13 protein-coding genes are annotated in these 13646 nt (G+C 35.5%); 2 read left to right on the top strand and 11 right to left on the bottom strand.

Features of this window, described 5'->3' with window-relative positions:
• Positions 1–22: 22 nt before the first annotated feature.
• Positions 23–256 carry a DUF6341 family protein gene (locus BLR30_RS02190; protein ID WP_089854015.1) on the bottom strand — a complete coding sequence of 78 codons (234 nt, stop codon included), beginning with the start codon at positions 254–256 and terminating at the stop codon, positions 23–25.
• Positions 257–298: 42 nt separating this feature from the next.
• Here BLR30_RS02190 and BLR30_RS02185 point away from each other — a divergent pair, with 42 nt between their 5' ends.
• Entirely contained in the window at positions 299–1204 is a 906-nt protein-coding gene (locus BLR30_RS02185; protein ID WP_089854012.1) for a DUF6427 family protein, read from the top strand.
• A gap of 6 nt (positions 1205–1210) precedes the next feature.
• Positions 1211–1795 carry a DUF3109 family protein gene (locus BLR30_RS02180; RefSeq protein ID WP_089854009.1) on the top strand — a complete coding sequence of 195 codons (585 nt, stop codon included), beginning with the start codon at positions 1211–1213 and terminating at the stop codon, positions 1793–1795.
• 116 nt (positions 1796–1911) lie between these two features.
• Here the strand turns inward: BLR30_RS02180 and BLR30_RS02175 are convergent, their stop codons facing one another.
• The 10 genes from BLR30_RS02175 to BLR30_RS02130 form a co-directional block, all read right to left on the bottom strand.
• Positions 1912–2598: a hypothetical protein gene (locus tag BLR30_RS02175; RefSeq protein WP_089854006.1), complete on the bottom strand. Its 687-nt coding sequence runs from the start codon at positions 2596–2598 to the stop codon at positions 1912–1914.
• A 109-nt stretch (positions 2599–2707) separates the two neighbouring features.
• Positions 2708–4042, bottom strand: a complete 1335-nt coding sequence (locus BLR30_RS02170; RefSeq protein WP_089854003.1) for a trigger factor — start codon at positions 4040–4042, stop codon at positions 2708–2710.
• Between the two features lie 142 nt (positions 4043–4184).
• Positions 4185–4772, bottom strand: a complete 588-nt coding sequence (locus BLR30_RS02165) for a hypothetical protein (RefSeq protein WP_089854000.1) — start codon at positions 4770–4772, stop codon at positions 4185–4187.
• A gap of 17 nt (positions 4773–4789) precedes the next feature.
• The gene (locus tag BLR30_RS02160) at positions 4790–7183 is read right to left on the bottom strand and encodes a TonB-dependent receptor (RefSeq protein ID WP_089853998.1); all 2394 of its coding nucleotides are present in this window, start codon (positions 7181–7183) and stop codon (positions 4790–4792) included.
• A 218-nt stretch (positions 7184–7401) separates the two neighbouring features.
• Positions 7402–7758, bottom strand: coding sequence for a hypothetical protein (locus tag BLR30_RS02155; RefSeq protein WP_089853995.1), 357 nt, complete (start codon positions 7756–7758; stop codon positions 7402–7404).
• Between the two features lie 247 nt (positions 7759–8005).
• On the bottom strand, positions 8006–9940 hold the full coding sequence (locus BLR30_RS02150; RefSeq protein ID WP_089853992.1) for an ABC-F family ATP-binding cassette domain-containing protein: 1935 nt from the start codon (positions 9938–9940) through the stop codon (positions 8006–8008).
• A gap of 188 nt (positions 9941–10128) precedes the next feature.
• On the bottom strand, positions 10129–11475 hold the full coding sequence (locus tag BLR30_RS02145; RefSeq protein ID WP_089854624.1) for a T6SS phospholipase effector Tle1-like catalytic domain-containing protein: 1347 nt from the start codon (positions 11473–11475) through the stop codon (positions 10129–10131).
• Positions 11476–11611: 136 nt separating this feature from the next.
• Positions 11612–12289 carry a response regulator transcription factor gene (locus BLR30_RS02140; protein ID WP_089853989.1) on the bottom strand — a complete coding sequence of 226 codons (678 nt, stop codon included), beginning with the start codon at positions 12287–12289 and terminating at the stop codon, positions 11612–11614.
• Positions 12258–12986 (bottom strand): sensor histidine kinase, encoded by a 729-nt coding sequence (locus tag BLR30_RS02135; protein ID WP_228400681.1) that lies wholly within the window; start codon positions 12984–12986, stop codon positions 12258–12260. The genes BLR30_RS02140 and BLR30_RS02135 overlap by 32 nt, the downstream gene beginning before the upstream one ends.
• 50 nt (positions 12987–13036) lie before the next feature.
• Complete coding sequence (locus tag BLR30_RS02130) at positions 13037–13642, bottom strand: hypothetical protein (protein WP_139164571.1); 606 nt, start codon at positions 13640–13642, stop codon at positions 13037–13039.
• Positions 13643–13646: the final 4 nt, after the last annotated feature.

The raw sequence follows: 13646 nt of genomic DNA, 5'->3' as shown, positions 1-13646 counted from the left end.
TTTTTACTATATAACCAATTAATTAACCTTCTTTTTTGTAGATATTAGGATCATAGTAAGGGAATTTCCCTTCCGTTGGAGAATAGTAGTCTTTGTCTTTATTGTTGCCAAGAGTAGACACCAAAACATAGCACCAGTAGGTAAACAATGCGCAGCAAACAATAAATAAAATCCAGTTTAATACGTTTCCGAATGCATCAAAAAAACCAAACGACCATTTGAAAACTTTGCTTAAGAATAGAAAGAAAGACGTCATTATTTTCCTTTTTTAAATTAACTTTGTACAAATTTATAAAAAATGTTTAAATTACTTTCAAAAGAAAGCAATATTTTTTCAATACCGGTTTATATTGGATTTCTTCTTTTAATAGTAATAACTTTTAACTTTCTGAATTTCAACACCTATGAAGCAATCATTGCCGGAATTACATTTCTTGGGATCGCATTGGGATATTTTTGTTTTCACAGTATTGCACTGAATTATCAGACGCATCTGCCTTTATTTTTATATACATTTTTTATTTTTGGTCTCTATTCCGGAAAAATCGATATCGGACTTGCCGTTTCACTTCTTACCAATTCTTTTCTCCTCTTACTTCTTACCAGTACAAACGAGGATATCAGAAAAAAATCTTATGTGCTGGTAGGATCAATCGTAGCCCTGAATTTCATCTTTCTCCCTACGACGTGGCCAATGGCGGTTTTTGTAATTATTCACGTAATTGCTACTTCTGAGAGAATCGGATTAAATATTTTCAGATTTTTACTGGGCATTTTACTGATTGTTTTCAGTTACTTTTCCGTGATGTTTTTTATGAATTTCACTTCCTGGAATATGGATTATTTTCCCTTCGGTAAAATGACACTTATTACAGATTACCAAAACCTTTTCCCTTTGGTTCCCATTGCGTTGATGCTGATTTATGCTGTGTACGACCATTTCAAAAATTACAATAAGAAAAGTCCGGTCAGCAGATACAAATACACTTTTTTAATGGTTTTTTCTGTTGCTCAGCTTATTACCATTATACTTTACATGAATAAAACTTATGAATATTTACTGCTTCTTGCCTTTCCGTCCACAATTATTCTCAGCCGGATGCTGAGGTTTTTGCCGAAATACTGGATGCAGGAAATATCATTATGGATAATTATTTTCAGTTTAATTGGCTTTAAAGCCGGAACTTATTTTGATTTATTTTAAAAGATTATGATTCAGATAGACGATAAATTGATCTCCGAAGAAATTTTTTCTGAAGAGTTTGTTTGCAACCTTAGCAAATGTAAAGGTGCCTGTTGTGTAGAAGGAGACGTGGGTGCTCCTTTGGATAAAGATGAGCTTGAAATTTTAGATAGTATTTTTGATAAAATTAAGCCCTACCTCACCCCGGAAGGCATCAAAGCGCTGAAAGAACAGGGAACGTGGACGACTGATCCTATGGACGGCATGTATGTAACTCCCATGGTGGAAGACCGCGAATGCGCCTATGTAACCTTTGATGAAAAAGGCATCACGAAATGTGGTATTGAAAAAGCTTACGAAGATGGTGCCGTCGACTGGCAAAAACCAATTTCCTGTCACCTCTATCCGATTCGGGTAACAGAATATTCTTCTTTTACAGCTTTAAATTATCACGAATGGAGCGTTTGCAGTGATGCCTGCGCTTTAGGAAAAGAACTGCAGGTTCCTGTCTACAAATTCCTGAAAACGCCACTAATCAGAAAATATGGAGAAGAATTCTATGATGTCCTGAGTGATGTTGCCGATGAATGGAAAAAAGAATCCGAAGCTTAACATTCGAAATTAAAATAAACCGTCCTGTAAAAAATTAATGAACGGTTTTATTATCAGGAAACTAAATCAAAAAAAGCCGGCTTTCCCGGCTTTTTGATATTAAATGGTTTAGGTTTCTATTTAAAGTCCGCATCAGAAACACCTGAATTAACGGTAATTTTTGTAGTCTTTATAATTACTTTCTGGCCGTTTCCTTCAGCTTCGATTTCCTGCGGGAATTTTATTCCGTCTACGGTCATATAACTTTTTACAATTGCTGTTCCTTCTGCTGCAGTAGATTTGTACAGCAGACCGGTAGAAGCATCAAAGTAGAATTTTCCTTTATCTGAATTTAAAACATTGTAATCTTTTCCGTCAATTTTTTCTACAGTAACCGTTGAAAAATTTGCAGGATCATACGACAATGCGTCGATCACTTTACTTTTCTTTAATTCTGTAATCTTATCAGCCGGAATATCCATTTTCTGACCTCCCTGTTCAAAATATCCCTTCTCACCATCGAAGAACTGAACCATTTTCTGTCCCATCACCGATTGTTCAGACTTGAATTTGTTACCCATTTTCTTAGTTGTCATGGTAATATCCATTCCCTGAACGGTAAGTGTATTCTCTATAAGTGTAGTATTAACGTTTTCCAGTTTATCTTTTCCTCCAAGAGCAGTAAGATAATTATCTATAACTTCTTTCGGTGTTAATTTTGATTTCACAGCTTCCGTCTTAGCGGGAGCGGCAGATGTTTTTTGTGCAGCCACCGGAGCAGCATAAAGCACAGCGCATAAAAACGGAATGATGATCTTTTTCATATACTAAATTTAGACCGTAAATATATGAATATTGAATGATAAATTTTACGGATTATATAATAAAAAAACCACCAAAATGGTGGTTTCAAAATATTTATGATGATATAAATTATTTTTTAAGCTCTTCTAAAAACTCATCGTGAGAGATTGCAGTTTCTTTTTTTGTTGCTTTTTCAAGAATAACATCTTTCAGTTTTGTCATAGCAACTTCAGAAGAAATCTGTCTTACCTGCTCCTGATCTTTCAACATTTCAACAGCATATTTCTGAATTTCTTCATCTCCTAAATGGTGAATTCCGTAGATCGCCAATTGGTTTCTTACTAACTGTTCAGCCTGAGCCAAAACATCTGCGTAATCCAATTGTATTTCGTTATCACTCATCAATTTACCTTCGATGATCTGATATTTTAACTGGTTTTTCTCAGATTCAAGGATTTCTTTCGCCTGCTCTTCAGACTGAATATTCTGGTTAGAGAATAATAACCATTTAACTAAGAAAGATTCAGGAAGCTTTACTTCTTCTTTTTCAGAAATCTGCTCCAATACTTTATTTACAAAGTGAACGTCTGCATTTTGCTGGAAATATTCATCCAGTTCAGCTTTCACTTTTTCTTTCAATTCTTCTTCAGACTTAATATTTCCTTCTCCGTACACTTTATCAAAAAGTTCCTGGTTAAGTTCTGCAAGATTCAAAGAATAGAAATCTTTTACTTTTACCTCAACTTCATTGTGGTGTAAATGCTCAACTTCTTCTTTAGAGAATCCTAATTCTTTAGCCAATTCTTCGTCACCGGCAAGAGTTTCTTTAGAAACTTTTACAGATCCGTCCATTTTTAAACCTTTTACCAATTTGAAAGCTTCTTTGTTTTCAGCAGTAACGGTAACGTTTTTAGGATGGTGGTGGTGTTCTCCTTCCGCATTTTCTTCCACAACCTGAGAAACTTCTAAGGCAATGTAAGAATCTTTAGTGATTTTATCTTGAGGAACCTGCTCAGCGAAACGCTTCTGCATATTTTCGATACTCTTGTTAATTTCTTTTTCAGAAGCTTCAACTTTATAGTGAGGTGCTTCGTATTTAGCCAAATCTATAGTAAAATCAGGCTCGAATCCTACTTCAAAAGCAACTTCCAGCTGATCTGCATTATAATCTAATTGATTTACAGGCTGAGGAACAGGCTGACCAACTAATCTTAATTTGTTTTCGTTGACGTAGTTGTTCAAAGCATCAGAAACCTGCTTATTGATTTCTTCGAATGCAATACCAGCTTCGTATTGTTTTCTAACCATACTTAAAGGCACTTTTCCTTTTCTGAAACCAGGAACTTGCGCATTTTTAGCATAATTAATCAATTGCTTCTCAACTTTTTCTTTATAGTCAGATTTTTCCAATGTCACTGTAAGCAATGCACTTACATCATCATGGTTTTGTGCGGTAACCTTCATTATTGATTAAAATTTTAGGTTGCAAAAATAGGAAAATTTTATGAAAATCTCTATATTAAGCTTAACTTAAAAAGCCAAATAATGTTAAATAAAAAAACCACCGAAAAAAATCAGTGGTTTTGTTAACAAGATTAAGGATATATTAATTGATAATATTATAATTTGCCTGAGCATCGGTTTCCCCTCCCGTATGGGTACCGTAAACAACTCCGTTTCCGCTTGCAGAGGAAGCTTCAGACACAGTTACCGGCTCATGATATAGCGTAAGTACCAGCTGTGCAGGGGCAGAAGTATTTTTAATTGCCGTATTCACCACCCATTTTGTTTTTATTCCGACATGGTTGCCGTCACCTCTTACAAAACCCGGATCGTCAGTACGAGTCAACGTAATATCAGAGTTTGGAAAATTATACACTAAAAAATGCTCATCTACAGCATCTTTTATCTCCTGTGTAGCATCTTCATCGCCATTCTTGAACATTACTTCTACATTATAAGTATGTCCATCAACCAGTTTAACATTCGGATTGGTAGTGCTGTTTACCTGATAATCATACACTACAGAAGTTCCCGTAGATGCATCGGTAACTTTTAGCAGAACATCAGACAATTCTTCCTGTGGAAGATCATCTGCTTCGTCATCACTTCTGTTACAAGAAGTTAAGCTTAAAGAAGCTGATAAAAATAATAATCCCGCGATAAGTGTTGTATTTTTAAAAATATTTTTCATTTTTTTGATTTAAGTAATTAAAATTGATATTTAAGAGTTAAGATAAAATTTCTTCCCATGTCGTCGGCGAAGAAACGAAGTCTGTTCAGATAATCTCTGTACGACTTATTAAATAGGTTACGGACTGAAAAATCAACTCCAAAATTTTTCGACAGTCCCACTCCGGTCTGAAAGTTCCAGAGTGAATATCCGTGCGGAGGAGTAGAAATATCCACCTCCTGATTGTATGCATTGCCGTTTGAATCAAATAATCTGATAGGAATATTGTAAATCGGGAATCTCGTTTGCTTAAGGTAAGTGTTGTTGCTTACATTAAAGTAAAAGTTTTTCCATTCTTTTTTACTGAATTCTAATGAATTATTAAAATTCGGCGGCATCATCATGATTAAAGGTACATCATGAGTGAGATCTTGCCCATACACGTACGCTGCGCTTCCTTTGTAGGCAAGATTATCGGTAATTTTAAGCTGAACATCAAGATCTACGCCGTACATTTTTGCATCAATCTGCTCGTACTTGTACACGACAAAAGCACCACCCCACTGCGTATTTTGATATCCTGAAGGAACTTCATTAATAAAATTTTTGGTGTAAAAGAAATATGGATTCAAAGAAATATTCAACCCTTTTAAAACATTGGCTCTGAAATCTGCCACTACATTAAACTGATTTCCCGTTTCGCTTTTAATCCTCATATCTCCTCTTTCAATAATCGCTGCCGAATGATGCAGTCCGTCTGAAAACAGCTCAGCAACATTCGGAGATCTTGAAACCCTCGCATAGTTGAATTTCAGATCAAAATTCTGGAAAGGACGGTAAACGACTCCTGCGTTTGCCGAAACATTATGATAACTTAACGACGGTTTTGTAAGAATCCTGTTTTGGTTTACTCTCACTTCAAAATCTGAGTAATCAGCAGCATAAAGCTTATTCCAGTCGCTCAGGTCGTACCATTTTGTCACTTCATAATGATCAAAATCGTATCTCCCGCCAACTTCCATATCCAGATCAGGGGTAATTTTATATTTAAAAACAGAATAAATTCCGGCATAATATCTGTCATAATTTGGAACAAGACGTCTTGCTTCCGTATCCGTATTGGAATAATTATTCTGATAGCCTACATTAATTCCAGATTCAAGATTCCATTTTCCTCTTTCTATGATGTGGTCAATATTAAGATCGTTGGTGATCAGCTCGAGATCCAATGCAGGCTTTTTGCTGAGCTCTTCTCCACGACGGATATCATACTCTTGCCTGTGGTTGTATTGAAAGCTGTAAGTGGCCGTAATTTTTCCAAAATTTTCAAATCTCTGGTAAGCAGAAACTTTAGCAATATGATGTTCAATATCCTGTCTCGGATTATCAATACTATAGCTAAAATCCCTTTGATATATAGGCTCCGGAGAAGTAAGTGCTAGATACAGGTCTTCCGAATTGCCTACATGAGAGCTTCTGAGAATTCCTACTGAGCTTTTTGTAAGGTAATAATCAAAAGAAAAACCTTTGTTAAAAGTCATCTTCTGAACTCCAAAGTTAAATCCTGAACTTTGAAGCCCTGTATTCATAAGGCCATACGACGGGGCATCAAGATCTCCAAGCTTTTTAAAACTTCCATTGGTTTTAACGGCCCAGCCATCTTCCCAGGTTTTAGCCAGCTTTACATTGAGACCCGCTCCGCGTCCATTAGATATTCCTGAAAGCGCGACAGCGCCCATGATCGTATCTTTTTTAGGCAGAACCTGAGGCTGCAGAACAACCACTCCTCCTACAGCACCACTACCGTATTTCAGGGCAGAAGCTCCTTTTACCACGTCAATATGTTCAAAATTATTGATATCAACATTAGGGGCGTGTTCAACTCCCCATTCCTGTTCTGCAAGCTTTACGCCATCGTTAAGAATAGCCACGCGGCTTCCGTAAAGACCATGGATAATAGGTTTTGAGATATTATTCCCGGTTTTCAGGGTATTAACACCTGAAATATTGGTGAGCAGGTTGCCGAGGTTCTCTGTAATATTCCGTGAAATCGTCGATTTATCAATCGTTTTCACAACCATACTTCCATTATTCTTATGACTTCCGTGAATCGTCACTGTTTCAATATCCTGAATATGGTGTTCAAGTGTAATGGCCAAATGCAAATCCTGTGTAATTCCTACATTTTCAGTATAATCATTACAATCAGGATGTTTAGCAATGAGTATATAATTTCCCGCAGGAATTTTGCTGAAAGAAAACTTACCGTTTTTATCTGTTTTTGCCGAAAAGTCTCCGATCTTCACGACTGCATTTTCCAGCATGGTTTTATCGTGAAAATCCCTTACAGTTCCTTCTACAGAGTAAGTCTGCTGTGCGTTTGTTAATGCAAATCCACAAAGGATAAGCATAAAACTATAGATCAATTTCATTGTTAAATAGATTGATTACGTACTTCTTAAAGTACTTTTTCGAAAAAATTTTGTTGATTGGATTTTTTTGGAATGAGTTATTTCAATTAACATCAATTAATGCATTGATCTTATTATTCTTAACAACTTAATTATCTATTAATGGTTCAATACTCCATCAAAAAAATATTTAAATTTTTAAAATTTAAGTCAAAAAAAATCCGAAAAGAATCTGTGAATTATGAAATTGCGGGTGGCCCCCGAAGCTGAAAGGTAAATTTTGTCTGAGACCAGATTTTCTCCTGAATAATGATAAGCTGCTTTACCTCATGGGTATAATTTTCGAAGGATAAGCTGAATTCTTCAGGCAATAATGTATTTCCGGTAGCAAGAAAATGACACGCCAGACAGTCCCCGGCTTTTTCTTTTACCAAATTTTTTGAAATGGTATTTTCTGATTTTTTAAAACTAAAATTTTTAAAAACATCTTCAGAACTGTGGCTATGGAAATTCTGAGAAAACATTGCAAGAAAGTATATTCCAAACAACAATTTGGAAATAAAAATTTTCAGATTTCTGCTTTCTTTAAAGACCATTCGTCAAAATTATAAAAATAAATTAAAAATTTACATTAAAGTTTTCTTAAAGTCGAGATAAGACTCAGGAATATGTTGTAATAATTTAGTTTTTGTTACAATTAATACCCTGTTATTTAGATACATAGATGCTTCAACAGGCTCAGCATGACAATTCTAACACTAGCTGTATTATTTAACAATAAATTTACAGCGGTGTTATGCTGAAATTATTGAAGCATCTTTATTTCATGATAATGCAAATAAATCAATCTAATTGAGAACCTAGATATTCCCACTCCTGAAGGGCAAGATCGAGTTCTTCTTTGGTTTTATTATACTTTTCCAGCGTCTCTTCAGAAGGGTTTTCTTTGGTAAATGATGCTTCAAATTCCTCAACTTTTGTTTCCAGCTCGGTAATTTTCTCTTCTACCTTCTTCAGTTTATTCTGAATATTTTTCTGCTCTTTGCTTATAATGGTCGATTGTTGCTGACTTTCTGCTGCCGGTAATTCCTGTTTCTTAGCCTTTACCTCAACCTTATTTTCTTCTCCATGAAGTTTTGCTTTTTCAGCAGAAATTTCGCGGATGGTTTCTTTTTGTCTGTATTCAAGATATTCGTTGATATCGCCTAAAAACTCTTTCATCCGTCCGTCACGGAATTCATAAATTTTATCGCAAAGCCCTTGCAGAAACTCCCTGTCGTGAGAAATTACAATCAATGTTCCTTCAAACTTTTGCAACGCCAACTTGATAATTTCTTTTGACTGAATATCAAGGTGGTTCGTAGGTTCGTCCATGATTAAGGTATTGAACGGACGTAAAAGTAACTTACACAATGCCAGACGGTTTCTCTCGCCCCCGGAAAGCACTTTTGTTTTCTTCGTCACGGCTTCTCCCTGAAACAGGAAGGATCCTAACAAATCTCTTACTCTCGGTCTTGTTTCTTCGGTTGCTGCATCTTCCGCTTCTTCCAAAACAGTTTTATTAGGCGTTAAAACTTCTTCCTGATTTTGGGCAAAATACCCGATATTCACATTATGTCCAAGATTCCAAGAACCTGAATAATCTTTAATATCTCCTGCAAGGATTTTGGCTAATGTTGTTTTTCCCTGACCGTTTTGTCCCAATAGCGCAATTCTGTCACCTCGCTGAACGATAAAATCTACATCATCGAAAATCTGTTTCTGCCCATAAGCCTTTCCTAACTTTTCAGCTTCAAAAATGACTTTTCCGGGAACAACTGACTGTACAAAACGGATATTGAATTTAGAAACGTCTTCATTATCAACCTCGATACGCTCAATTTTATCCAATTTTTTAATAAGAGACTGTGCGAATGATGCTTTGGTAGCACTGGCACGGAACTTATTGATATTGTCTTCCATCTGCTTGATTTCCGCATCCTGATTCTTTTTAGCCTGAATCAGCTTTTCACGGCGGTCTTCTCGCATGATGAGATATTTTGAATAATTGGCTTTGTAATCGTCAACCTTTTTATTATTGATATCAAAAGTACGGTTACAGACAGCCGTCATAAACTGCTTATCGTGACTTACCAGAACAATTGCTCCAGGATAATCTTTCAGGAAGTTTTCCAGCCAGATAATAGATTCCATATCGAGGTGGTTGGTAGGCTCATCGAGAAGCATGATGTCATTCTTTTGAAGAAGTAATTTTGCCAGCTCAATTCTCATTCTCCATCCTCCTGAAAATTCATCGGTAATCTTTTGAAAATCATCTGCTTTAAATCCTAAACCAAACAGTACTTTTTCCATGTCGCCTTCGAGATTGTAAGCGTCGTGGTTCATGAGAAGGTCGTTCAATTCAGTCATTTTATTAATCAGATCGGTGTAAGAATCGCTTTCATAGTCGGTTCTTGTTGCCATCTGATGATTCACCTCTTCCAATTCATTTTTCCATGCGTTGATCTGTTCAAAAGCCTGCATTGTTTCTGCCCAAACAGTTCTTCCTTTTACAAAATCAAGATCCTGCTTCAGGAATCCGATTGTGATGTTTCCTTCAGGCACTACATTCCCTTCATAGAAGTTGATTTCTCCTGAAAGCATTTTCAGCAATGTAGATTTCCCTGCTCCGTTTTTACCGACCAGACCTATCTTATCGTCTTTTTTAATCGTAAAATTTACGTTTTGAAAAAGATAGTTTCCCGAATGATGTAACCCTAAACCTTGAACCGAAAGCATGATAAATAATGATTAATAGTGAATAATGAATTTTCGCGTGCAAAAATACGGAAAATAAAAGAACTGAGTGTAAGAAAAAGAACTTCTTGTAAATGTGGTTCTTAAAAAATGATTTTGTTTAAAAAAAACAAAAAAAAGAGCTGTCTTACCAGGACAGCTCCACACCTAAATTTAAAACTGAAAAAGTACTAACATTTATTGTATAAATTTTCCTTAATCAATATCGTACGGCTCCAATTATCATTATTCGGAATATTGGTACCATATGCGTAATCTACGATAGAATCTTCTATGTGATGTATTTCTAATTGTAATTTTGACTGGCTTACTTTAAGCTGATCGTCGTAATTTCCGGGAACATTCAGTCCGTTATTGATGAATTCTGCATGACCTCCGTCTTCGGAATTTTCCAGAATGGCAGGAAGATATAAACCGAAATTTGCTGAAATATGTGTATAATCTGCCAGTCTTTGATAATCATAAACAGGTTTGATTTCTGTAGAAAGATTCTGTGCATAATTTTCCAGAGTGTTTGAAAAATGTGCTAAATAAGGATGTTCTTCAACATCAATTAAAAAATCGGATTCACTGAAATCAGTACTGAAAATGGGCTTTTCTGCGTTGGATTCTTCTAGCATAAGTTTCCCATAGACCTTAGACAAATCGTTGTGAACATATTCTCTGACAATATAAGCCTGAGAAAAAATTTCGCCCCGATCTACCTTATAATCATTCAGCAGATAATTCCATATTTTATGGCTTTCGGCATCCGTCGCTGTGGTTCTGACTCCATCCAGATAAGCGTGAATTTCTTTATCCACAAGAAAATTAGGAGAAACATAAATCGACTGGGAACCCTCAATGTAACCGCCGCCAATATCAGCATGTGCTCCGGGAACAAAAATTTCTTTCCATGCTGCATTTCCCGTCTCAAATTTTGAATCCTGCATTAATCCTGAATTTTCAAAAAAACCTGTTAACGGAAAAAAATATCTGCTCTCATTTATGGCACAAAGATGAAGTGCTTTTTCTGTTTCGGGCAAAATCATGACGTTATAATCATTAAAAGCTGCAGACTCTACCGTATCAAAAACACCAAGGAATTTCACTTTAATATTTCCTTGAAATGAAGCATTAGGTTTCAGTAATTCATAGCACAAATTTCTGGCAAGCATGGAACCTCTGCTGAATCCGTAGATGTAAAATTCATATTGTTTTGTCGTGTCAGATAGTTTTTTTTTAATAAAAGAAAATGCTTTCTGAAGTTTATCTTCAGAAGAATATCCTTTAAATCCCGCAGGATTCATACAGGTGGCCATCGCAAAATCACTGTCTTCCTGAGTAGTGACGGTTCCGATTCCTTCTACGTAAAGTTTTTCCTCACCATTGAACAGTTGAAACAATTTATAAATATTGGTAATATTTCCGTAATAGCTTTCGTTGTTTTTCGGAGGTTTTTCGGGAGAAACTGCGTTCATCCCGTTATTCCCTGTTCCGTCGAAAAAAATCCCGACAGAAATTATGCTGCTTTTCATGTCACTTTGTGGCTTTATCTTGTATTCATTCTCAGAATGAAACACTTAGTTTTAAGAACTTTTCAAAGTAACGATGAAAAAAAACAGGATGATAGAGTAAAAAGCACTAAATAAAAAATTCCGTATTTCTACGGAATCATATTTTGTCTAAAGGATGGATATTATTAATTATGGCATAAATGACAATCCCAACGGTATTTTTAGCCCCGATTTTTTCCACGATTCTCTGTCTGTGGCTTTCTACAGTTCTCGGGCTTATGAAAAGTTTTTCTGCAATTTCGTTATTGGTATATTCCTGACAGATAAGTTTTACAACATCTTTTTCGCGGTCGGAAAGCTCGTCATCCATCTCAAAGAGTGTTTTTTTCTTGGTGGGGCTGTTCATGTAAGAAAAAATCATCTGATGGTCTTCCGGTGTAAAGAAAATTCCGTTTTTATAAACCATGGAGATTGCCTCTATAAAAGCATTCCGATTAGAATTTTTAGGAAGAAATGCAGATACACCAAGCTTTACCATATATCCTAAAATCGTCGTTTTGTAATGAGAAGAAAGAATAATGATTTTAAGATTCGGATATTTTTCCTTGAGGATTTCAACCAACTCAAAACCATTCATCGGTTGCATCTGAACATCAACCAAAGCAATATCAGGAAAGTTTTCTTCTGAAGAATTCTCCAAAGTTTCGAGAAAATCCGGTCCATTGTCGGATGTAGAAACCACTGAAATATTCTGTTCGGAAGACAGTAACATTTTTACCCCTTCCAGGATGAGCTGTTCATCATCAATTAATGCTATTTTGATTTGCGAATTCATGGTTATTAGGGATTTTAATGATTAGCCGGCTTCCTTTACCCAAAACATTTTTCCATTTGTGTGTGGCGTTCATGGATTTTATTCGGGATTCTATATTTTTGATACCCATTCCTTTTTTCACTTCATCATATTCAAAGCTTTCTCCGTTATCTGAAATTACAACAGCCAGATTGTCTTGATTATCTTTGATATAAATCCACACTCTTGAAGCTTCCGAATGTTTAAGAACATTGGTTGTAAACTCCTGAATAATCCTGTAGAGCTGAACTTCTGTAAAAATATCTTTCTTCTGAAACTTCGGGCTTACATTCATTGAGATATTTATCCTTCCAGATAAATTGGCAATGAGTTCTTCTATATATAAAACAAGTCCCACGGTCTCAAGATTTACCGGATATAATGAATGTGAAATACTTCTTGCAGAATCGATAAGAGAAGACATTTGGGTGGTAATATTTTTTTTAATAATCTCGTCGCCTTTTGTATCGAGATTATTAAGCCATAATGATAAGATATTCAGTCTATTTCCGATGTCGTCATGAATCATTACAGCAATTCTTTTCCTTTCGGATTCCTGGGCTTTGATATTTTCGAGCACCAGATTTTTCTGATGCAGGACTTCCGCCTCATGCTGCGCATTTTTCTCTTTAATAATCCTTTGGATAAAGCTTCTGTACGCAAGCAAAATGAAACTCATGATAATTACCAAAACGATAATTAACGTGATAAAAAAGCTGATATTGAGCGTTATTTCTTTAATTTTAAAAACGTATATATGATGGATAAATACAAAACACTACTGAGAATATTATTAATACTCCAGATCATAGTAGCCTCCTCTGTTCCAAGATCCGAAAGCTGCCTTAGCAGGAAGAATAAGAAGACCGACAGCGCATAATACAGAAAGATAAAACTGTCTGCAAGCAGAAAACGGTCGTTGATCTTGCTGTTCTTAATCTCCATCAGCAAAGCATATCCGGCAAAGCAAATTACCACAATATTAGAGATCACTTTCTTTACATCATTCGTCACCTGAGAATCTATAAAAAAGAACGCTGCAAGCAATGCTACCGGGATATACCAATAGACCGACATATTCAGCTTCCTTATAAACAAAACTCCCAGCAACAGAAGTTCCCCGGCAACATAGAATGGAAAAACGAAATTAACATCTTTAATTCCGAAAATATAAAAACAAAGTTTAACAGCAGCTTCAATCAAAAAAAGAAAAATGATATAATAAACATACCATTTTTCTGTGTTTTTAAAAAATCTGTACTTTATAAGTCCTATAAAAGCACAAATAAAAAGCAAAGTATTATTAAGATAAAGTATTACTTTGTACGTATCCACAATA

Origin of the sequence: Chryseobacterium taeanense (assembly GCF_900099685.1) — a bacterium.
GTDB lineage: Bacteria > Bacteroidota > Bacteroidia > Flavobacteriales > Weeksellaceae > Chryseobacterium > Chryseobacterium taeanense.
This window is presented reverse-complemented; position numbering and strand designations above follow the sequence as displayed.

What these genes read in the sequence shown, in the direction of transcription:
- BLR30_RS02190 (WP_089854015.1), bottom strand. Translation starts at nt 256, where the DNA reads ATGACGTCTTTCTTTCTATTCTTAAGCAAAGTTTTCAAATGGTCGTTT.
- BLR30_RS02185 (WP_089854012.1), top strand. Translation starts at nt 299, where the DNA reads ATGTTTAAATTACTTTCAAAAGAAAGCAATATTTTTTCAATACCGGTT.
- BLR30_RS02180 (WP_089854009.1), top strand. Translation starts at nt 1,211, where the DNA reads ATGATTCAGATAGACGATAAATTGATCTCCGAAGAAATTTTTTCTGAA.
- BLR30_RS02175 (WP_089854006.1), bottom strand. Translation starts at nt 2,598, where the DNA reads ATGAAAAAGATCATCATTCCGTTTTTATGCGCTGTGCTTTATGCTGCT.
- BLR30_RS02170 (WP_089854003.1), bottom strand. Translation starts at nt 4,042, where the DNA reads ATGAAGGTTACCGCACAAAACCATGATGATGTAAGTGCATTGCTTACA.
- BLR30_RS02165 (WP_089854000.1), bottom strand. Translation starts at nt 4,772, where the DNA reads ATGAAAAATATTTTTAAAAATACAACACTTATCGCGGGATTATTATTT.
- BLR30_RS02160 (WP_089853998.1), bottom strand. Translation starts at nt 7,183, where the DNA reads ATGAAATTGATCTATAGTTTTATGCTTATCCTTTGTGGATTTGCATTA.
- BLR30_RS02155 (WP_089853995.1), bottom strand. Translation starts at nt 7,758, where the DNA reads ATGGTCTTTAAAGAAAGCAGAAATCTGAAAATTTTTATTTCCAAATTG.
- BLR30_RS02150 (WP_089853992.1), bottom strand. Translation starts at nt 9,940, where the DNA reads ATGCTTTCGGTTCAAGGTTTAGGGTTACATCATTCGGGAAACTATCTT.
- BLR30_RS02145 (WP_089854624.1), bottom strand. Translation starts at nt 11,475, where the DNA reads ATGAAAAGCAGCATAATTTCTGTCGGGATTTTTTTCGACGGAACAGGG.
- BLR30_RS02140 (WP_089853989.1), bottom strand. Translation starts at nt 12,289, where the DNA reads ATGAATTCGCAAATCAAAATAGCATTAATTGATGATGAACAGCTCATC.
- BLR30_RS02135 (WP_228400681.1), bottom strand. Translation starts at nt 12,986, where the DNA reads ATGAGTTTCATTTTGCTTGCGTACAGAAGCTTTATCCAAAGGATTATT.